The following is an 18,975-nucleotide window of genomic DNA, read 5'->3' as shown; positions in this document are numbered from 1 at the left end:
TCTCAGTAGAGCCATTACTCTCTATGGCTGGCGCTGTGGGTCATACATTGCAAAAGATTTAGGGAGGAAAAACTCACACGCTTGCCTGTCAGCGGTCGTAGGTTGACCCCACGCTTCACAAAGGTCTTTTACGTTGTCTTTGGTTCGGGTGAACTGCTTACAAACGCCGCAACGTGGTGCTTTTGTCGGTTTACTGGTCATTATTTTTCCTCCCACACGTACTATTACAAACTGTAATCGAACACCAGGCTTGGGTAGTTGATTTGAGCCAGATCTACAACCAATCATTCAACAAAGTCACGGATGATCACAGTGAAAGTCTATACCCTTATTTTCTATCGGTGGTTATCGCGAGCTATCAAAACTAAACTAGTAAAACCCCAACCATTAAGGAAAACGAAAATGATTCAACAAGGTCAAGCACTACCAGCAGCGACTCTCAGCCAACTGACGGCTGATGGAATGGTTAATCATCAAGTTACTGAGCTGTTTGCCAACAAAAAAGTGGTGTTGTTTGCTGTTCCGGGTGCGTTTACCCCTACCTGTTCTGAGTCTCACCTGCCCGGTTTTGTGGTTCTAGCGGACCAAATTAAGGCAAAGGGCGTCGACATTATCGCGTGTGTTTCCGTGAACGACGCATTTGTTATGCAAGCGTGGGGCGAAGCTCAAAATGCAAACGAAATCATGATGCTGGGCGATGGTGATGCGAGTTTCACTAAAGCGTTAGGTCTAGAAATGGATACAGCCGCTTTCGGTGGTATACGTTCTCAGCGCTACGCAATGGTGATTGAGAATGGCGTCGTAACACAGCTTAATGTTGAAGAGCCTAAGACATTTGAAGTGAGCAGCGCTGAAGCGATCTTCGCTAGTTTGTAGTCCTCTTCCAGAGGCCGCTGAGATGTTCAGTGGCCTTTGTCATCCCATGCTCCTCTCGCCAATACTAGCCGTGAGAACCTCTACCTTACGTATGATTTTCAGTGAGCAGCGCTCGCCCAATTGTGAATTATCCTAAGCGCAGTTTTATCTTTGATGTAGAGACCTTAAACCTTAACTTTATAAGTTAAGTCTTTGACTTCGTCGCCAGTCATGCCTCTAAATCCCCAGCAGTGTGCCGGCTGCTCTTTTATGATGATCTCGATATCCACTGGCGAGATACCGAGTGCTGATTCAATATTGCTAAACAAGGCTTTGATCAATGCTTTTTTCGTGTCGACTTGGCGCCCTTCCATCATGTTAATTTCAATGACAGTGTACGCATCTGAACGGCCGCTTGGATAAAAGAAATCGGTTTTATCCATCGGCATAAACCGGTGGGCTCGCTTGTCTTCAGGAAACCCCAATACCTGAGTCATCGACCGTTGAATCACGTCTGATAATTTGCCCGTAATGGGAGTCAACTGCTCACGTATTCCATATATGACAATCAAAATGCTTCCTTAAATATATTGTGTATAGGTACATCGATTACGTTACTACATCATCTAGCTAAAAGCGTCGGCATGCGCTTACATAAGTCACTAATGTAGCTAGGTAAGTTCTTAGATACAACGCATTCATTGGTACGTTTAGAGAATTGAATAAGGAAAGATTGGAGGTACGCAAGGGAGTGGGATGATATTCAATACATAGAACCAAATCGCTCTATGTATTGAAAGAAGTAAAGTGGTCTGCGGTTTACTTGTAAAACGCTTCGACTTCACCTTTTAATTTGATCAGCATTGGATTACCAAAGCGATCTTTTGCTTTAGGTGAAGCAATTTTTACCCAACCTTCACTAACACAGTATTCTTCAACATCTGTACGCTCTTTGCCGTTCAGACGGATACCGATGTGATGCTCAAAACACTCAGCAACAAAGTGAGGGCTACGAGGGTTACCCGCAAGGCGGTCTGGAAGTGTTGGTTTTGCGTTATTTTCGCTCATTTTAATGACCTGAAACAGTTAACTAGTGCGCCATTCTAGCCAATGCCTGCCAAGCACTCAACAAACTTCCACGCCTTTTATTAGTGCCGTTCCCAGCAAACACACAAAAAGACCAAGCAGATAGGCTAGAGTTTTTGATACTTCCAAATGAAGGAGGATTTTACTCATACGCGGTTGCGAGAATAAATCTTAGAAATCAGTCTGGAGTTTGAAAAGGAAAAGATGAAAACAACAAGGAATAGTCGCTGGATAGAGGTTAATGAGCCATAAAAGCAAAGAAATAAACGAGACCAACAATAACGTGGTCTCATTTAGCATTCACTTAAGCCGTTTCTATGTGCGATAGAGCACTTTAGTTATTAATTCAATTACCCAAACACAAAAAAATCTATCAATCAGACCAAGTACCACATTTAACTGCCCTGCCGCATTAGTCCTACCATCCACTTTAGGCTGTGCTCTGTACCTACCGTCACCTGACGGAAACCATGACAAAAATATCAGGCTCATGCAAGCATAAAGCACAGGCTTAAAGTGAATGTGAAAGAAGGCGCAGAGTCAATCACAACGGCGCACATTTATTACTTCTTTTAAGCACTCTCAATGGTAGGAAACCATGTTAAACAAGAAAGAACCCATCAAGAGCACTTAAAAGAAATGAGCCACTCGTAAACGTTGAGCAGCTCAAAGGAAGACATGTCAAGATTGATGCTTACGATAGATATCATACAGGCACCTCCGAGGAAGGTCTTGGCGTGACCAAAAGAGTGCTTGATGACTGCCATTTAAAGCATCACACAGCCCACTCATCTTGAATGAGCTGGAGGTTAGTTAGTATAGGTTTTCTTCAAGCCTTGCCCACTGCTCTTGCAGCGTAGGCTCTTCAACCTCATAAGCCGAGACATATCCATCTAGACTGTCAGGAGTCTCCATAGCCATAGCCATCGTGGCAACCCAAGCGCGGTAGTCATCACCTTGTGGGCTTTTCTCTGAGTAGCGAGGGTCACTCATTGCTTTCACGATGTCATCAGTTGTCATCTTAACGTGCTGAAGACCACTTGATGCCTGAATACGAAGGTTCTGCTGGTAGACGCTGTCTGTATAAGCAGTGTTTTCCCATGAGTCAGAGCCAATAGCTGCATGAGCTTCGCCGATGTTTATGTTGCCATTGTAATCACGCGACACGTTCATTGTTGACATAGCCATTGCCTGAGCAAACTCTGCGTGGTACTCATCATGGTCTGGGTGATTGGTTCGTGAGTAGGCTGGATGCTGCATAGCACGAAGCATGTCAGATTCAGTTTGGATTAGTAGCCCGAATACGCGGGTGCGAGGTGTTTGATTTGTCATAGTTTTGATTCTCTTAATTGATTGTTTAGATATAAAGTAAGTGAGTGAAGCTAGCCGTCGCCTGTAAAGACGCGGTATTACCTCGGTGCGGTGGCTCAGTAACGGTTCGTGTGATTGATGTAGACAAACACTTCTTCGATAAACTGAAGCCACTTATGGTGTTGAATAGAGTCGTTGATGCCGTGAGCGTTGAGCAGCTCTGAGACGTCGTTGAATGTGATTGTGTCCTTCTCCTTTAGAAACGGAATGAGGACGTGCAGAGTACGCGCAGGCATAGCTAGAGGTGACTCGCGGAGGAGCTTGTTTATAGTCCTCGTGAGTAACGCAGAGCTTGCACTTGCTGGCTTATGTAGGACACCATCTTTGTACAGCTTGTTAACCTCTTCTTGTAGACGTGCCAGTACTCGCTCTTGGTGCATGTAGGAATGAAGGACAAACATGATTAAGCAGCCTTCAGCAGTTCACTGAGTGAGACTTCATACATTGCTAGAGTGTTGAGCATCAAGCGTTCTTGAGTTGGTGTGTCAGCGTAGCACTCCGTGAAACCACTAAAGACAGTCGGAGGGACTAAGCTGCTAGGAAGAACGGCATGAAGCTCAGCTTCAAGCTGACGTGCAGATATCTCGACAGGAACCATTGAGTGTAGGATGTCGATGGTATGCTGACCGTCTATTAGTACACTCCTGCGGTGATACAGGTGAGTAGTACTACCTAGCTTCAACCAACTGATACCAGTGTCGCGGCATGTCATGCGCATTAAATACACAACAGCTTCGTCGAGCATATGCTTTTGGTAGAACCTTGCGTCACTTGCGCGCCTAATAGCTTTACCCTTTGCTGAGCGGTCGTACCTTAAACGACGAGCTTTGCCAGCGTCAGACTTGTTGTACTCGGCCTTCTTCGCTTTGGTTTTTGGATTAGCTTGATAAGCTTTCATGCATTCCACACAGCAAGCGTTGTTCGTATAGCGCTCAGCAACATGCCCTCGTTTACAAGGTTTACCTGTGAAGTAAAACGTCTTGTCAGACTCCAAAGCCTCGGCGCGTGTTACGATAGATTTAATCGGTGTTACTTGTTCTGTTGTTTGTTTCATTAATGTTCTCTTTCAAGTTAGAGCCATCGAAGCAAAGCGCACCCACGCAATAGCACAAGCAGTTAGAACAACTACTACGTGGCAATGCTTGAATGACTCTGACTTCAAAGTGCTTGTTGATGATTGGTCTGATTGACCTTGGTTGATTAAGATTGGTCGTGCGTGACCGTGGTGAGTTTCGATGTTGTAGTCTTCGAATTAACTTTAAGTGTTGCTTGGTTAACGACACCGTAGACTGCGCAAAAAGCGTTCTAGGTGTAACCTTAGATAAACTATTGGAAGTCTTGAAGATGATTTATGCGTGGCTTATCGTAGATGCTCTCGGTTTACTTTAAGCTGTTGATATGAGTATAGTGTTCTTCGTTATTAGCTAAATACCTAACCGGTACAAACCAAGGACGTGATATGGATAATTCGTTAATACTTGTAAAGTTAAGTGATGAGCAAATTGAACAAGCTAAATTGGTCAATGGACAACGCAAGAGAATAACCCATGCATTACTTTGTGGTTCTTATGGGCAAATATTCGGGACGGAACAACAGTGCTTAAAATACTACACTGCGTGGAAAGACGTCTTTCAAGAGCTGTTTATCGAATCAAAAACTGTGCAAGCTTGTGACGTGCATAATTACGAATCAACTTTTAACTTGGTTAACATCCTCATGTCTGCTTCTGATAAACGGAAACAGTCTGATAAAAGCAAGCAAGCCACTCAGATTGAGAGACCATCAAAAGTAGAAAAGAAAGGTTTTTGGGCACGTATCTTTGGATAGTTCAAGTAGAGTTATGAGTTACTACAAGAACTACCTAAACCTTACACAAAGTAGTTCTTTAAGCCTATTTAAAGAGACTATTACTTATAATGATAACAACTCATTTAAGCGTCTTTATGTATTACTATAAGTAAGCTTAATGTCTTATCTTAAAGATATTATTAATTAATAATAACAAATCATTTAAGCGTCTTTATGTATTACTATAAGTAATCTTAATGTCTTATCTTAAAGCTATTAATACTTACTGATTAATAACTATTAAGGTAAAGCTTTAAGTATCAACGCCCTATACCAACACCCACAAAACAGCCGTATCAAAGCTGAATGTCCACCTGACGTGCTCGTCTAGTAGAACCTAACCCGTCGCAACGGTTGACAACTTAATGCCTGTTAGTGTGGTGCGGATGAATGTCCTGCCTAATGTAACTTGCCCAAGGTCGCATAAGGTCTCCGTCTTCTAAGCCGACGAAGCGTGAGGTTGAAAGCCTTTCATCCTGTCACCAGCGCGTTACTCTGGTACATGAGGATTACTTGCACAGCCTTTGAGAGTGGCGCTGTGTTACCTGAAGAGTGTCTATCTCTTCTTATAATCAGGGTATATTACAGAAATTTAACACCATACAGATAAACCATTGATTTTAAGTGTTAAATATATATTGCACATACTCAATATACATCTGTGAAGTGTGTGATGCTTACTGAAGAGCTTCTATCTCTTCTTATAATCAGGGTATATTACAGAAATTTAACACCATACAGATAAGTCATTGATTTTAAATGTTAAATATATATTGCATCAGGTTAGCTATGTACCCGTTCAGAGCTGTCCTTATATGCTAACTATCTAACCGCCATCGTTAGACGCAAGCAATCAGACCATAGAGCTACATGTTATTCGTCATGCCAACCAATGAATGTTACCGTGAGAGCGTCTTAAACGCTCCCAGAGAAGCGGTAGGCTTTACCCTATGGAATCGTATGGGTTTGCATATCGCCTGACCAAACGCTTCTCAGTGCTTCTGGTGCATCAGGGGTAATTAAGGATAAGACTGACAAGACAAGCATCATATGCATTACTCAGCCAGCCGCCTCGTGAGTTGGTGGTCTTTCGTAAACAGTAAGCGCAAAGAAAAGATAGCGTGGTGTTGGAACACAAGGTTGGACATTATGGGGAGAAGAGAGAGTATTGTGTGAGCATGATGTCACGCATTGAGAATGAACTGAAGGATAGGCTTAGTAAAGGGCGTAAGCTTAAAGGATAGCTTTGAGACGCCCATTCACAATGATAGATAACCTTTGAAAAGGCAGGGGATGGAAACCTTGAGGATGACGCCAACTCAGCGAAGACCTAGAGCTTCCATCCGTCGATACACAGACTGACGAGTCGAACCTAACTGCTTAGCAATAGCTGATACTGACAGACCTTCAGCAACTAAGCGTTTTAATTCGTCCTCGTTCAGAGATGTCTTTGGCCGTCCCATATGTTTACCAAGCGCTTTCGCTGCGGCTATACCTTCACGCTGACGTTCGAGAATAAGTTCACGTTCCATCTGTGCGACAGAAGCAAGTATACCAAGAACCCCCTTTTGTGCTGCCGTCATTGAGCCGTTAAAGCTCATCCCTTCTTTATGAAAGACAACACTAACACCTTTAGCGTTAAGAGTCTCAACAAGCATAACCGCATCGCCTGCACCAGAGCGGCACACACGGTCAAGACTGTGAACATGTAGCGTATCTCCTTCACGCAGATACTGGATACAAGCTTGAAGCTCAGGACGCTCAACCGTCTTTGCGCTTGTCTTCTCGGTAAACACTCGGTCAAGCTCAACATCAACCAACTGTCGGCTTGTCGATTGCTCTAAGGTAGACACACGGATATACCCCACATGCTGACCTTTGTGCGTTGATTTAGACGAGTGAACCACTTCTTCAGCTTCCCACTTAGACAACGTTAAGCGAGCTGTTGCTGCCGATGTGCAGAACGTATCGCCTGTCACTGGGTTAGTTGCTCTGAGCAAACCTGTTGGTAGCTTTGTAAGCTCGACGCTCAGTCCATTCGCCAACTTGATGTAAACTGTTTCATTGGTCTTGATGTGATTAGCGTTAAAGTAGTTAGTCATTGTCAGTACCACAATGTGTCCGTAAGTCCTTAGAGCTTTCAGTTTATCCATGTACGAAACTACAAGTCAAGACTTTCGGACAGTTAAACGGACAATGACCGAAAGGTATACTATCGGACATGTCAGCAATGAGGTGATGACAGCGCAGCGAACAACTCGGTGGTTCATTAGTTGTTAGCTATGCGCCTACGCCTAAGAGTGTGCTTGGTGAGTGCTTAGTGTTGACATAAAGAAGAAACCACACCCCCCTTGCAAGCAAACACTATGGCCTGTCGCAGAGGGGGACGGGGGGGGAAAATGAGAAAGTATATATAGATAATACCCGCTCACATTTTATACAATTTTTTTGTTCTGACCTTTAGCTAACTCGACGCTGATAGCGGTTGATGTCTAGCTCAATCTCAGTGAATGACCCATCATCTTCCCTAACGAAACTGCTTCTATAACCTTCGCAGACTTCAATCTCAATCAGCTTGCCATTGTTTAGTTCGATGGTAATAACACCATGCATTGGCGTATTGCTAAACTCTGTTAGTTGCTGTGTATAATAACTGTCGGCCTGACTAAAAGTTATCGACTTTAGCTTCCTGTTCAACAGAGCGTTAGCTTTAAAGCGAGCACCATCGTCGTTAGCCACATCTTCCAGAACTTGTTGAATTGTCTCAAGTTCATTTTCACGAACGAGACTCTTTGCTTTCTCAGTTGTCAGCTCTTGGTTTAGTGATTCAACTAGACGTTCTAGCTCAGCTTCACGCGTCTCACATTCAGCTAATCGCTTAGCCAACCTAGCGCTGCTCGGAGCTAGCAGAAGAGCTTCTTCAGCACTCTCAGCCATCTTCTGAACGTCCACCAGCTCCGCCTTCGTTAACTCGATGCGCTGCTCCAAGTCTCGTATAGACTGCGCTGAGTCCTGCGTCGAGTTTAGTTCCCAGTCGATGTTATGCAGTGCAATCATAACAATGCTCTCAACGTTTCCGTAGTGCCAGTTCTTAGACTTACAATCAGCAGACCGAAGCTGTGAACAACGTAAAGAGCTGTACCTTTTGCCCTTCACTATAGATGAGTTAAGTGCCATACCTGAACCGCACTGACACTTAAGCAGACCACGGAAGAGGTTAGCCATTGCGTTATTGCTTAGCCGACCTGAAGATGTCGCCTTGCTTGTCCTAAGCGTCAGACATCGTGCGTACAGCTCTTTGGATATGATTGAGGGATAATAGTCTTTAATGACTTCACCATCAGGGACATCTTTACCATTCAATCTCTTCAATGGCTGTAGCTCTCCGATGACAGCTCGGTTCTTTAAAAGGTTACGGACAGTTATGTAAGTCCAAGTCTTTGAGCTTCCCCAATAAGGAATGCCCTGCTCATTCAGCTTTAATGCGATTGGTTTTGTACTATACCCCTCCGAGTATAGCTTGAAGACCATCTGTACAACCTTGACGCGTTCATCAATGAGTTCGAAATGAGACTTGTCGGCTGACACATGAAGCCATGCAGGACATTTACGAGTAACAATGACGCCCTGACGCATCAGCTCCTTAGCTTTGTCTTTGACAGCAAGGATACGCACGGACTTCATAGCGCTTTCCTCATATGCTCTCTGAGCGACCATCATCCACTGCATAAGGTCAAGCATTGCGTTCTGACCATCGTCAGTATACAGCTTGTTATCAGACAATGTATAAACGTGTACTCCTAGGTCTAATAGTTCAAGGAGTAACCGTAGTGCTTTCTGTACACCTTCACGGCTTAACCTGTCGCCATTCTCGACGATAAGAACAGAGCCTGCTTCTATAGAGCCATTACGCGCCAGTGTCAGGAACTCAGAAAGCGCCCCTGATTGTCGATTTAACCCCTTCCAAGCAGACACACCAAGGTCACTAAAGGTCTGCTCTGAGAGTGTCCAACCGTGCTCTAAACAAGCCTGTTCGATGGCTTTACGCTGACGCTCTTCGCCGTGACCTTTAAGTTGTTTCTCGGTAGAAAGGCGTGTGTAACTGTATGCTATTGTTGTCATGTCGATACCCTGATTTATTACTGACTCCTTATAAACAGTTGTTATTCAGAGTCGAAAGTTCAGGGAATACGATATAGAACTTTCACCACATGCCAACCGAACTTAGTTTTTACCAAATGCGGGACCAGTGTTTCACCAGAAAAACAAACTTTATCAAATTGAGGCACCATTTGACCGCGTTTGAATTCGCCTAGGTCGCCGCCACGTTTGCCAGACGGACAAGTTGAATATTTTTTTGCCAGCGTTTGAAACTTCGCGCCTTTTTTCAACTGCTTGATGATGTCTTCTGCCTGCTCTTTATGCTTCACAAGGATATGAAGTGCTGCTGCGGTATTCGCCATAGTATTGCCTTTGGTACCTATATTAATCGGCGCGATTGTAGCGAATTCAATGCGTATATTCACCCTTCAATGTAGGATGGCATACACTAAAAGGCGATTAAGCGCTCATTCAGCATCGAATTTCTCGCTTCTTCATTGAACAAGTCGTTAAATACATTACTATCTAATAAAACCCACAACTTTTGTGCACACGAGAATTTTCATGGCTAAGATCGCAAGCAAAGCAAATCAATCGCAAGGTATGTTGATGTTTACACTAACATCTAACAAGCAATTGTTCGCAATCGGCACGCTCAAGGTACGAGAGATTGTCCCGTTCCAACCTACGACTCAGATCCCCTACTCACACCACCATGTCGTCGGTACCATTACGCTCAGGAATAAAACCATCCCGGTAATTAATATGCCGGCAGCGATTGGTTTTAGGCCCATTCAGCCAGAGGAGTATCAGTCGTGCTATCTCATAGTGACTGATTGCTTACGTACCGTTGTAGCCTTTATGGTGCGCTCGATTGAGAAGATCATCGACTGTGACTGGAAGAGTATTGAATCCGCGCCGAAGTCGACTGGCAGCAACGTTTTTGTCACTGGTATTACACGCTACAACGATAAGATCGTTCAGATGCTAGATGTTGAATTATTACTGTCGAAGATCTACCCGCAATACGAAACAACTTATATCCCAATGCTGACGGACATCGAGCGCGAACGACTTAAAGCACTGAACATACTGTTGGTCGATGACTCGTCTATTGCACGTAAACAGCTTTCTGATGCACTAGATAGTATTAATATTCCGTATCAGGTGTGTAATAACGGCCTAGAAGCACTCGACCTAATGCGAAGCGAAGCCGCGCAGGGCAATCCGGTTAACCTTCTGGTCAGCGATATTGAAATGCCTGGGTTAGACGGTTATGAACTGTCGTTCGAAATACAAAGTGACGGTGGACTGAGCAATGCCTATATCATTCTGCACACTTCATTATCGAGCGAGATATGTGTTGAACGAGCTAAGCAAGTTGGTGCGCATGAAGCACTTGAGAAGTTTAATGCCGGTGATTTAATCAAAGCCATGTTGCGCGGTGCGGCCAAACTTGAAACAGGCTGTGTTACTGAACATATCGATGTCGACGTCTAGTCTTACCTCTCAAAGCCGCTGGCTTCGTTGCTAGCGGTTTTAACTCTACTCGGTAGAAAGTCTCATTTTTGAGTTTTAACACTGACAAATAACGTCGTTAGCGTCTATTTTATTGATATCAAATCAAGCAACTAGCTGATAAATCAGCTAACCTTATTGCGATTTCACTTCTAACTTAACTCTTATTCAGAATGACAGATGATGATTACAAGAGATCGACTGCAAATCTAAAAAAAGCGGTTCCTCTTATGATGAAGCACCACGTAGCAGCGACCCCGGCTAATTACGCTTTGTGGTATACCTATGTCGATAATGCCATTCCTCAACTGACTCGAGACCTTGATGAAGTGCTCGACTTGTATGGCGTATGTCCACCTGCAGCCGGCGCTCAGCTTTACAGCAATTACGTAGCAAAACGAGCAGATACCAACATCAAAGATTTGCGCTCAAATATCGAGCTTTTGGTTGGTCAAGTCGCGTCCACAATGGCAGACACTTTAGTCGACACTTCGCAGTTCTCAGAAATGATCGACAAAAGCTTCAAAGACATAGAAAAAGTTGAAGACGAAAACATGTCGCTTGAAGAAGTGATGAAAGTCGTTCGACAACTGGTCGATGAATCTAAAGAGATTCGCCACTCCACCAAGTTCCTCAACAACCAGCTAGAGAACGCAAGTGAAGAAATCCAGCGTCTGAAGCAGCAACTTGCAGACGTTCAGAAAGATGCATTGTTCGATAACCTGACGAGCTTATATAACCGTCAGTCATTCGATGCAGACCTTCGCACCTTATGTAACTCTGGTCGCAGCTTGAGCTTGGTTCTAACCGACGTTGATAACTTTAAGAGCTTTAATGACAATTACGGCCATCTGTTTGGTGATTCGGTTATTAAGGGCATCGCGAGACGTTTACAACTCAGTTCCCGAGACGGTATCCATGCTTATCGCTTTGGCGGTGAAGAGTTTGCTCTTATCGTACCGAACAAACCACTGCAGGTTGCCTGCAACTTCGCAGAAAACCTGCGCCGTTCGATAGAGAAACTGACCATCAAAGACCGCCGCACTGGCAAACAGGTTGCGAACATTACTGCTTCTTTCGGTGTTGCAGAGCTTCAGCCTGGAGAAGGGCCGGAAGCTCTGATTGAACGAGCAGACGATATGCTTTATGAGGCCAAAAACCTTGGCCGAAACAAAGTGATGCCAGCGTAACTCGCGTTGCTTACCATGTAATCAGCTGCTCGGTTTTTATAAAATGGAGCAGCTAATACAAATCCCACCAAAACGCACTAATCTCATTTTTAATTTCTGCTTTAGCTAACGCTTTTGACAAGCGCCAAACAAAACTTATTCACTCTCCCCTATACTGCAATTAAGTGTTTGACCCTTAACGGAGAAATAATAATGAAAAGAACACCTATTTTCTGCGCAATTGCTGGCGCGGTGTTGTTGGCGGGATGTTCAAGTGAACCGGATGAATACGAAGTAAAAGACTACCAGTCTGTGGCTAACCCAGCCTCTGTCTACTGTGTTCAGCAAGGTGGTGAGTTGGAAACGGTGAATGAAAACGAGATGCGAGTGACTTACTGCGTATTCTCTGATGAAGACCGCACCGAACAGTGGGAATACTACCGCAACAACCACGATGAAGAAGGCAATCCTAAGCAGTAATTAGTGTGCTTGAGTGACCACCTCTGGGTCCAATTGACGATTCAAGGTGGTCAGTTCTTGGTGAAACTGCGCTAAATACTCTGTGACCCTCTGCTTAGAACACGTCTCATCAACGCTCTCTATCACCTTTTGCATCACTTCTAGTCTATGAACCAACTTTGGTTCTTGGATAAGCGCAGTCAATACAGACATCGACCGCTGAGCGGTTTGAGTCACTTGGTGTAAAAGTCCTTGCTGAATAGGGAAGTAAACGCCTCTTACCACACCCTCTAAGAAAACCCGAAACACAGTCAACTCATCGAGCGCGAGGAATACCTGCCCAGCTTGGTTAGCGTGCGGATAAGGCACGCTACAGTGATGTTGAACATCAGTCGAAATCGAAACGTGTAGCCCCGCTTGCTGACACTTCTCCAGCAACACTCGCAATAAACCTTGCTCATCCATTAATTCTTGGATTTGAAAGATGCGTTGTAGGTGGTAGTCATTGCTGACAAATACCGCATTAACTCGCTGCCCTTGCTGCAATAAACCACTAGAAATCAGTTTGTGTGCGGCATTGTGGATATTTTCAATGGTATTGAGTGACTGATCTTCAAGCAGTGTTTTATAAGATGACTGAGAAGTGTGGGTATTAAGCTGTTGGTAGTACTGATACATCGCCGAGGCTTCGGAGAGCGTTTGTCCTTTGGTCACGCCGCCACAAAACACCAAAACACTAGTCGCTGTGCTAAAACGTGCGAGGAAAGCTGGTAACGCCTCCACTCGTGAACGCCCTTCCGCCGTCAATGCGTTGTTTTGTAATCTTTTGCCAAGAACCAGAATGACATCGCGAATACACTCTTTATTGCCACTTCTCAATTACGAACTCCTATTCAAAGATAGCTGTACAAAATCAACTTTTGTCTGTAGCTTAAACCGAGTTAACAGTATGTTAACTATTATTAAGAGAGCCTGACCAACAGGCCATTACGCATGTCGATAACGTAGGAAAGAAGTCAATGCTGTCAATCTTTGATATTTTCAAAGTGGGAGTCGGTCCTTCCAGCTCACACACCAATGGCCCTATGATTGCAGGGTATCATTTTACTCAACAACTTGCTCCAGCCATGAGCCAAGTTACGCGCGTTCAAGTTGATTTGTATGGTTCTTTATCTTTGACGGGTAAAGGCCACCACACAGATCGTGCCGTCATTCTTGGCTTGATGGGAAACAAGCCCGACACGATCAAAATGACCAGCGCCAAGCAAGCGCTACAAAACGTGCTAGATGGACAAGGACTCACGCTACCATGTGGACATAACATCGAGTTTTTGTACGCCAGCGACTTGCTGTTCCATAGTGAAAATCTTCCCCTGCACGAAAACGGAATGCAAATTACCGCGTTTGATGCGTCAGGCAAAGAACTGGCGAAAGAGACATATTATTCAATTGGTGGAGGCTTTATCGCAACAGCAAAAGAGCTTGAACACGGTAGCGAGGAAGAGCCCGTCAGCGTTCCTTTCCCGTTTAAAAGTGCCGATGACATGCTCGCTGCAGCGGAAAAGCACGGCTACAGCTTGGGTGGAATGATTCTACAAAACGAACTGAGCTTTAATACCCAAGATGAAATCGATCGTAAAGCTGAGCAGATTTGGAAAGTCATGTCACTTTGTATGCAGCGCGGCTTTGAAACCGAAGGCATTCTTGAAGGTGGATTAAATGTCACGCGACGTGCTCCTAACTTATTGAAAAAGCTTGAGGCTAACGCAGCGATAGAAAACGACCCGATGGAGATCATGGACTGGATTAACCTATTTGCGTTCTCTGTCAGCGAAGAAAATGCCGCAGGCGGACAGGTAGTGACCTCTCCAACCAACGGTGCAGCAGGCGTGATACCAGCCGTGCTGATGTACTACCACCGTTTCATCAAAGAGCTGGATTTAAAACAGATCAAAGACTTCCTCGCTGTCGCTGGGGCGATCGGGATTCTCTACAAAACCAACGCGTCTATCTCGGGTGCTGAAGTGGGTTGCCAGGGTGAGATTGGCGTCTCCTCATCAATGGCAGCGGCGGGTTTGACCGCTCTACGCGGCGGCAGCAACGAGCAAATCTGTATCGCTGCTGAGATTGCTATGGAACACTCGCTGGGCATGACTTGTGACCCAATCGGTGGCTTAGTTCAAGTACCTTGTATCGAACGCAATGCGATGGGCGCAATGAAAGCGATCAACGCATCACGTATGGCCTTAAAACGCACCAGCAAATGTTTGATCTCACTCGATAAGGTCATCGAGACCATGTATCAAACAGGCAAAGACATGAACAAAAAGTATCGCGAGACATCATTAGGTGGCCTAGCGGTGATCCACATGGCGCCACCGTGTGAATAAGTCATTCTTGCGGTGTGAGTTGCAGCTGTAACCATTTCACAAAGCATACCGCACTCGCTTTATGCGGCTGATGGTTAATCAAAAAGTGCCCTCCTTCTGTGGGCACTTTTTGTTGCCATAATTGTGCAAGGCTGCCTTGGGTTAAGTGCTTTTGAACCAAAATATCTTTCACCAGTAATAGACCTAAGCCGTGTATTGCCGCATCAATTGCCAGGAGTGAATGGTCAAACTGCAAGCATGGCTTATTAAATCGACCGACGTAGCCCTGCGCTTCAAACCATTGCTCCCAACCTTGACTGTAACCCGATGTGGCAATTTTTTCCGCCGCAACAATATCCTCTAAAGTGACATGTTTCCCAGTCAAGTAGTCAGGTTTTGCAACCACCAACCAAGACTCGTCCACAAGACGCAACGCGTTGTGCGGAAGTGGATGACCAATTCCATTCACGATTTCAATATCCGTGGTCATACTGCCGTTTGGAAAGGCATTCGACGTGGTAGAGACCTTTAAATCGATATCAGGGTGATGACAACGAAAGTCTGCTAACTTTGGTATCAACCACTGAGCACAAAAACTCTGCGCGATGTTCAGGCTGACCGTGTCACGCCTATCTCGCTCAAAAAGTTGCGCGGTTCCCGCCGACAAGCAGGAAAAAGTATGGGTAAGTAGCGGCAGATAATATTTAGCATCTTCTGTCAGCGACAGCTTAGCGCCAGTACGTTCAAACAACACGGCATTGAGATAGCCTTCTAGTTGCTTTACCTGCTGGCTAACCGCTGCTCTGGTGACATTTAGCTCTTCAGCCGCTTTCGTTAAGCTTTGGTGACGCGCAGCGGCTTCGAATGCGCGCAACGCGTTAAGTGGCGGTAGGAATCTCATACTAGGGCACAGTTAAAATGCTAAAAGTGCTTTGTCTATATTACAGCAATATGATTGAGCTACATTTTGTCGGCTTTGCCCGCAGCACCGGCTAGTTTCGCCAACCATTTATCCAGTATTAAAGGCGGCTCTTCGCGATCTTCCGCCGCTTCTTTACGACGTACGGCATTTCGCACCAGCATTGCTCCCATCCACCTAAATGGTTCCGGCGGAAACGTACCTAAAGGGCCTTTTGCCAATCCACATTGCGTCCACTCATTATCTAAATCCAATGCCATTGAAGAGAGAATTTTACCTCCGATGCGGGTTTGCGCCACGCCATTGCCCGAATAGCCAAAGCCATACACTATATTTTGTTGCTCTTGTAGGTTACCGAAGAATGGTAAGCCAGTGGCCGAGCGATCAGAGCCTCCCGTCCAACTGTATGCAAACTCACCGACTTTCAGTTGAGGAAAGAGTTTTTGAAACGATTGACTGAGTAAGTCCAGATAACGTGTTTGACGGTTAAACATCGGATCAACTTTATTGCCAAACGAAAAGTGGTTTCCACCTTTGCCTAACATGATGCGCCCGTCCTTAGTATCGCGGTAGTAATGAACAAAAATTCTCGAATCCACTACTGTTGCGCCTTGCTTTGGACCATGTTTTTTGAGCAACTCTGGAATCGGCTTGGTGATGACCATATCCGATGAAACAACCACAATACTGCGTTTAAACTGTTTAAAGTGTTCAACCATCCACGCATTCAGTGCGAGCACTACTTTCTTTGCGCTCACTTTGCCAAGTGGAGTATGAACGGTAGCGGGCTGACCGAAGTCCAGCTTTGTCATTGGGGTATGTTCATAGATTTCGACACCGATTTCTAAAGCGACACGTCTAAGTCCACGCACTAGCAGTGCGGGTTGAACACTGGCAGCAGCAGGAGAAAAATACCCTTCAACATGCTGTTGTGAACCCGCTAGCTCAGCAATGTCTTGATCACGGCATTTAGACCAACTGTTGATGTTGTGCTTTTTAAGTTCACTAATGACTGGCGCCATAGTGCCTTGCTGTGCCGAATTGGTGGCCGTGTAGTAAGTGCCATTGAGGCAAAGCTCGGCGTCTATCCGCTTATCACGGCAAAACTCATCAATTTCGTAAATGGCTTGCTCAGATTGTTGAACTAGCCACGCTGCTTGTTGTTCGCCAAACAGGCGCTTTAAGGTTGGAAACTTAGTTGACCAAGTCAGCATACAACCACCATTCGCACCCGATGCACCGCTGCCACATAAGCCTTTTTCTAAGATTACGACTTTCTTTTCAGGCGCTTGTTGCTTTATGAGGATTGCACTCCACAATCCAGTGTACCCACCACCAACAACCGCGATATCAGCGTCGATTTGCCCTTTGAGTGGAAGCGACTGCGAGGACACTTCAGTTTCTAATGCCTGTTTAAACCAGTAGGAAGGTCGAGATTTCATAATAATGCTCTCAGTGATCGTTTTATTCACTTTAGCCAACTTGCTCTCCTTACCATAGCGAGGATATCTAACGGTTTGCGTAAGAATTCCTAACGCGGATATTCAACTAGTCAGTTATTACCTGCTCACATATATCAGCAAAAGTGGGCTTTTATGTGCTACGCAATCGTTTTGGATCAATTCCATTACAAAAATTTATCCGAAATTAATAAAAAATCGTGCATAAAACCGGTTATCCGCGATAATTGTTTCAATTTATTACATACCAAAAATTAACAATTGATTGGTTTTTAATCCTACTAAAAAACCAAATGAGAGGCTGTTATGTGGAATAAACTCAATAAATCCATGATGTTCTGCCAAGCAATGTTTGGCCTATCCTTCTATGGTGTGATGGTTATTTTGACTCGTTTCTTCTTAGAAGATTTAGGGTATAGCGAGGCAGATACCATGATGGTTGTCGGCGCATTTTCATCAATAGGACCACTTTTTGCGATTGCAGGCGGCTTTATTACCGACAAGTTCTTGGGCGCCTATCGCTCACTCACCATCGCATACGGTACATTCGCAACTGGATATACCCTCCTTGTACTTGGTGCATCAACGACTAACGTTCCACTAAGTTTGGTTGGTATCGCTCTAGCCAGTTACGCTCGTGGCCTAATGTCTCCTTCATACCCAAGTCTTTACAAACGTACCTTTGCTTCTGAAGAAGACTTCGAGAACGGCTACCCTGTAAATTACTCTGTAAACAACGTGGGAGCGCTGTTAGGTCAGTACTTGTTCCCAATGTTCGTGCTAGTGATCGGGTTCCATGGTAGCTTCATGCTTTCTGCTGCGATGGCGGGTTTGGCGTTCATCACTCTCGTTATCTTTAACAAACAACTTGTGGGCGTAGGTGCAGATATTGATCAAAAGCCTGTCAGTGTTAAAAACTGGACTGCATTTTTGTCACTTTCTGTCGCAATGGTTGGTCTGGTATTTTTCATGTTCTCTAACATGGCGATCGGACAAAACATCGTATACGCGATTGGCGCAGCTGCGATTCTGTACTTCATCAGCTTAATGTTTAAATCGGGCAAGTCAGATGCACTCAAAATGGGAACTATTTTGATCATGACAGTGCTGACCACATGCTTCTTTGTGTACTACGGTCAGATGATGACATCAATGACCATGGTAACTATCAATACCATGCGTGGTGACTTATTTAACCTGATCCCTATCGCACCAGAAGCATCAATGGCGATGAACCCACTTTGGTGTATTGTCGCTGGCCCTGTCTTAGCGATGACGTTTTCTTCATTAGAAAAGAAAGGTATTAACTTCTCTACAGCAACCAAGATCGGCTTCGCCTTTATTCTCACTGCGATTGCGTTTGGTATTCTCACGATGGCAGTGACAAACATTGGAACAGATGTTGTAATCCGCCCTGAAATCTTCTTAGCGATTCACTTCTTCCAAGCATTTGCGGAAGTGATCGTTGGTAGCTTAGTAGTGGCGTTTATCCTATCTGTCGCGCCAAAACACATCGAAGGCTTCTCGGTTTCACTCTTCTCTGTTGCTATGGCGCTTAGTGGTATCGTGGGTGCGGTATTCTCTACGTCTATTGCGCTTGAGAAAGGCCAGGAAATCACTCAAGACATCGTCAAGAACGTGTACGGCGACTACTTCCAACTGCTGACTGTTCTCGCTGTGGTTATGGTTGTGATCGCTTTTGCCTCATCGTTCGTGATTCGCAAGATGCTGGAATCAGCAAAACAAACAACCGACGCTGAGCTGGTTGAAGCCAAAAGCTAATCCCGCCAAACAGATTTAGATACTAAAAAGCCCCAAG

General features: G+C 44.9%; 19 protein-coding genes. 7 read left to right on the top strand and 12 right to left on the bottom strand.

Translation table 11 applies throughout. The annotated features are described in order from the left end of the window. Nucleotides 1–21 precede the first annotated feature (21 nt). Nucleotides 22–201, bottom strand: coding sequence for a hypothetical protein (locus AKJ31_RS02060; protein WP_053407422.1), 180 nt, complete (start codon nt 199–201; stop codon nt 22–24). 201 nt (nt 202–402) lie between these two features. Here AKJ31_RS02060 and AKJ31_RS02055 point away from each other — a divergent pair, with 201 nt between their 5' ends. Further along, the gene (locus tag AKJ31_RS02055) at nt 403–876 is read left to right on the top strand and encodes a peroxiredoxin (RefSeq protein ID WP_053407421.1); all 474 of its coding nucleotides are present in this window, start codon (nt 403–405) and stop codon (nt 874–876) included. Between the two features lie 164 nt (nt 877–1,040). Here AKJ31_RS02055 and AKJ31_RS02050 read toward each other — a convergent pair whose 3' ends face one another. The 5 genes from AKJ31_RS02050 to AKJ31_RS02030 all read right to left on the bottom strand — a co-directional run bounded on the left by AKJ31_RS02050 (nt 1,041) and on the right by AKJ31_RS02030 (nt 4,366). Beyond that, complete coding sequence (locus AKJ31_RS02050; protein WP_053407420.1) at nt 1,041–1,427, bottom strand: tautomerase family protein; 387 nt, start codon at nt 1,425–1,427, stop codon at nt 1,041–1,043. Between the two features lie 247 nt (nt 1,428–1,674). Next, on the bottom strand, nt 1,675–1,923 hold the full coding sequence (locus tag AKJ31_RS02045; RefSeq protein ID WP_053407419.1) for a DUF3297 family protein: 249 nt from the start codon (nt 1,921–1,923) through the stop codon (nt 1,675–1,677). 831 nt (nt 1,924–2,754) lie between these two features. Next, nucleotides 2,755–3,273, bottom strand: a complete 519-nt coding sequence (locus AKJ31_RS02040; protein WP_053407418.1) for a hypothetical protein — start codon at nt 3,271–3,273, stop codon at nt 2,755–2,757. 95 nt (nt 3,274–3,368) lie between these two features. Next, on the bottom strand, nt 3,369–3,713 hold the full coding sequence (locus AKJ31_RS02035; RefSeq protein ID WP_053407417.1) for a hypothetical protein: 345 nt from the start codon (nt 3,711–3,713) through the stop codon (nt 3,369–3,371). Between the two features lie 2 nt (nt 3,714–3,715). Beyond that, nucleotides 3,716–4,366 (bottom strand): hypothetical protein, encoded by a 651-nt coding sequence (locus AKJ31_RS02030; RefSeq protein WP_053407416.1) that lies wholly within the window; start codon nt 4,364–4,366, stop codon nt 3,716–3,718. A 405-nt stretch (nt 4,367–4,771) separates the two neighbouring features. On the opposite strand from AKJ31_RS02030, the gene AKJ31_RS02025 reads away from it, so the two are divergent. Continuing rightward, entirely contained in the window at nt 4,772–5,140 is a 369-nt protein-coding gene (locus AKJ31_RS02025) for a hypothetical protein (protein WP_053407415.1), read from the top strand. A gap of 1,340 nt (nt 5,141–6,480) precedes the next feature. On the opposite strand, the gene AKJ31_RS02020 is transcribed toward AKJ31_RS02025, so the two are convergent. From AKJ31_RS02020 to ppiC, 3 genes are all read right to left on the bottom strand, one after another. Continuing rightward, entirely contained in the window at nt 6,481–7,314 is an 834-nt protein-coding gene (locus tag AKJ31_RS02020; RefSeq protein ID WP_245639013.1) for a recombinase family protein, read from the bottom strand. A gap of 307 nt (nt 7,315–7,621) precedes the next feature. After that, nucleotides 7,622–9,283 (bottom strand): recombinase family protein, encoded by a 1,662-nt coding sequence (locus AKJ31_RS02015; RefSeq protein ID WP_053407414.1) that lies wholly within the window; start codon nt 9,281–9,283, stop codon nt 7,622–7,624. Between the two features lie 59 nt (nt 9,284–9,342). Continuing rightward, nucleotides 9,343–9,624 carry a peptidylprolyl isomerase PpiC gene (gene ppiC, locus AKJ31_RS02010; protein ID WP_053407413.1) on the bottom strand — a complete coding sequence of 94 codons (282 nt, stop codon included), beginning with the start codon at nt 9,622–9,624 and terminating at the stop codon, nt 9,343–9,345. Nucleotides 9,625–9,826: 202 nt separating this feature from the next. Between ppiC and AKJ31_RS02005 the strand changes: the two genes are divergently transcribed. The 3 genes from AKJ31_RS02005 to AKJ31_RS01995 all read left to right on the top strand — a co-directional run bounded on the left by AKJ31_RS02005 (nt 9,827) and on the right by AKJ31_RS01995 (nt 12,429). Further along, the gene (locus tag AKJ31_RS02005; protein WP_053407412.1) at nt 9,827–10,762 is read left to right on the top strand and encodes a chemotaxis protein; all 936 of its coding nucleotides are present in this window, start codon (nt 9,827–9,829) and stop codon (nt 10,760–10,762) included. A gap of 191 nt (nt 10,763–10,953) precedes the next feature. Beyond that, nucleotides 10,954–11,970 carry a diguanylate cyclase gene (locus AKJ31_RS02000; protein WP_053407411.1) on the top strand — a complete coding sequence of 339 codons (1,017 nt, stop codon included), beginning with the start codon at nt 10,954–10,956 and terminating at the stop codon, nt 11,968–11,970. A 192-nt stretch (nt 11,971–12,162) separates the two neighbouring features. Next, nucleotides 12,163–12,429: a putative hemolysin gene (locus AKJ31_RS01995; RefSeq protein ID WP_053407410.1), complete on the top strand. Its 267-nt coding sequence runs from the start codon at nt 12,163–12,165 to the stop codon at nt 12,427–12,429. Here AKJ31_RS01995 and AKJ31_RS01990 read toward each other — a convergent pair whose 3' ends face one another. Beyond that, nucleotides 12,430–13,287 (bottom strand): YdcF family protein, encoded by an 858-nt coding sequence (locus AKJ31_RS01990; RefSeq protein ID WP_053407409.1) that lies wholly within the window; start codon nt 13,285–13,287, stop codon nt 12,430–12,432. Nucleotides 13,288–13,427: 140 nt separating this feature from the next. Between AKJ31_RS01990 and AKJ31_RS01985 the strand changes: the two genes are divergently transcribed. Next, a complete protein-coding gene (locus AKJ31_RS01985) occupies nt 13,428–14,798 on the top strand; it encodes an L-serine ammonia-lyase (protein ID WP_053407408.1) in 1,371 nt (456 codons plus the stop codon). Between the two features lies 1 nt (nt 14,799). On the opposite strand, the gene AKJ31_RS01980 is transcribed toward AKJ31_RS01985, so the two are convergent. Both AKJ31_RS01980 and AKJ31_RS01975 read right to left on the bottom strand, forming a co-directional pair. Continuing rightward, a complete protein-coding gene (locus tag AKJ31_RS01980; RefSeq protein ID WP_053407407.1) occupies nt 14,800–15,678 on the bottom strand; it encodes a LysR substrate-binding domain-containing protein in 879 nt (292 codons plus the stop codon). Between the two features lie 59 nt (nt 15,679–15,737). Next, the gene (locus AKJ31_RS01975) at nt 15,738–17,138 is read right to left on the bottom strand and encodes an FAD-dependent oxidoreductase (protein ID WP_053407973.1); all 1,401 of its coding nucleotides are present in this window, start codon (nt 17,136–17,138) and stop codon (nt 15,738–15,740) included. A 324-nt stretch (nt 17,139–17,462) separates the two neighbouring features. On the opposite strand from AKJ31_RS01975, the gene AKJ31_RS01970 reads away from it, so the two are divergent. Further along, entirely contained in the window at nt 17,463–18,938 is a 1,476-nt protein-coding gene (locus AKJ31_RS01970) for a peptide MFS transporter (RefSeq protein ID WP_053407406.1), read from the top strand. Nucleotides 18,939–18,975 lie beyond the last annotated feature (37 nt).

Origin of the sequence: Vibrio hepatarius, from assembly GCF_001274785.1 — a bacterium.
GTDB lineage: Bacteria > Pseudomonadota > Gammaproteobacteria > Enterobacterales > Vibrionaceae > Vibrio > Vibrio hepatarius.
Note: the sequence above shows the minus strand (reverse complement) of the source record. Positions and strands in the feature narration are given on the sequence as shown.

What these genes read in the sequence shown, in the direction of transcription:
- AKJ31_RS02060 (WP_053407422.1), bottom strand. Translation starts at nt 201, where the DNA reads ATGACCAGTAAACCGACAAAAGCACCACGTTGCGGCGTTTGTAAGCAG.
- AKJ31_RS02055 (WP_053407421.1), top strand. Translation starts at nt 403, where the DNA reads ATGATTCAACAAGGTCAAGCACTACCAGCAGCGACTCTCAGCCAACTG.
- AKJ31_RS02045 (WP_053407419.1), bottom strand. Translation starts at nt 1,923, where the DNA reads ATGAGCGAAAATAACGCAAAACCAACACTTCCAGACCGCCTTGCGGGT.
- AKJ31_RS02040 (WP_053407418.1), bottom strand. Translation starts at nt 3,273, where the DNA reads ATGACAAATCAAACACCTCGCACCCGCGTATTCGGGCTACTAATCCAA.
- AKJ31_RS02035 (WP_053407417.1), bottom strand. Translation starts at nt 3,713, where the DNA reads ATGTTTGTCCTTCATTCCTACATGCACCAAGAGCGAGTACTGGCACGT.
- AKJ31_RS02030 (WP_053407416.1), bottom strand. Translation starts at nt 4,366, where the DNA reads ATGAAACAAACAACAGAACAAGTAACACCGATTAAATCTATCGTAACA.
- AKJ31_RS02025 (WP_053407415.1), top strand. Translation starts at nt 4,772, where the DNA reads ATGGATAATTCGTTAATACTTGTAAAGTTAAGTGATGAGCAAATTGAA.
- AKJ31_RS02020 (WP_245639013.1), bottom strand. Translation starts at nt 7,314, where the DNA reads ATGGATAAACTGAAAGCTCTAAGGACTTACGGACACATTGTGGTACTG.
- AKJ31_RS02015 (WP_053407414.1), bottom strand. Translation starts at nt 9,283, where the DNA reads ATGACAACAATAGCATACAGTTACACACGCCTTTCTACCGAGAAACAA.
- ppiC (WP_053407413.1), bottom strand. Translation starts at nt 9,624, where the DNA reads ATGGCGAATACCGCAGCAGCACTTCATATCCTTGTGAAGCATAAAGAG.
- AKJ31_RS02005 (WP_053407412.1), top strand. Translation starts at nt 9,827, where the DNA reads ATGGCTAAGATCGCAAGCAAAGCAAATCAATCGCAAGGTATGTTGATG.
- AKJ31_RS02000 (WP_053407411.1), top strand. Translation starts at nt 10,954, where the DNA reads ATGACAGATGATGATTACAAGAGATCGACTGCAAATCTAAAAAAAGCG.
- AKJ31_RS01995 (WP_053407410.1), top strand. Translation starts at nt 12,163, where the DNA reads ATGAAAAGAACACCTATTTTCTGCGCAATTGCTGGCGCGGTGTTGTTG.
- AKJ31_RS01985 (WP_053407408.1), top strand. Translation starts at nt 13,428, where the DNA reads ATGCTGTCAATCTTTGATATTTTCAAAGTGGGAGTCGGTCCTTCCAGC.
- AKJ31_RS01980 (WP_053407407.1), bottom strand. Translation starts at nt 15,678, where the DNA reads ATGAGATTCCTACCGCCACTTAACGCGTTGCGCGCATTCGAAGCCGCT.
- AKJ31_RS01975 (WP_053407973.1), bottom strand. Translation starts at nt 17,138, where the DNA reads ATGAAATCTCGACCTTCCTACTGGTTTAAACAGGCATTAGAAACTGAA.
- AKJ31_RS01970 (WP_053407406.1), top strand. Translation starts at nt 17,463, where the DNA reads ATGTGGAATAAACTCAATAAATCCATGATGTTCTGCCAAGCAATGTTT.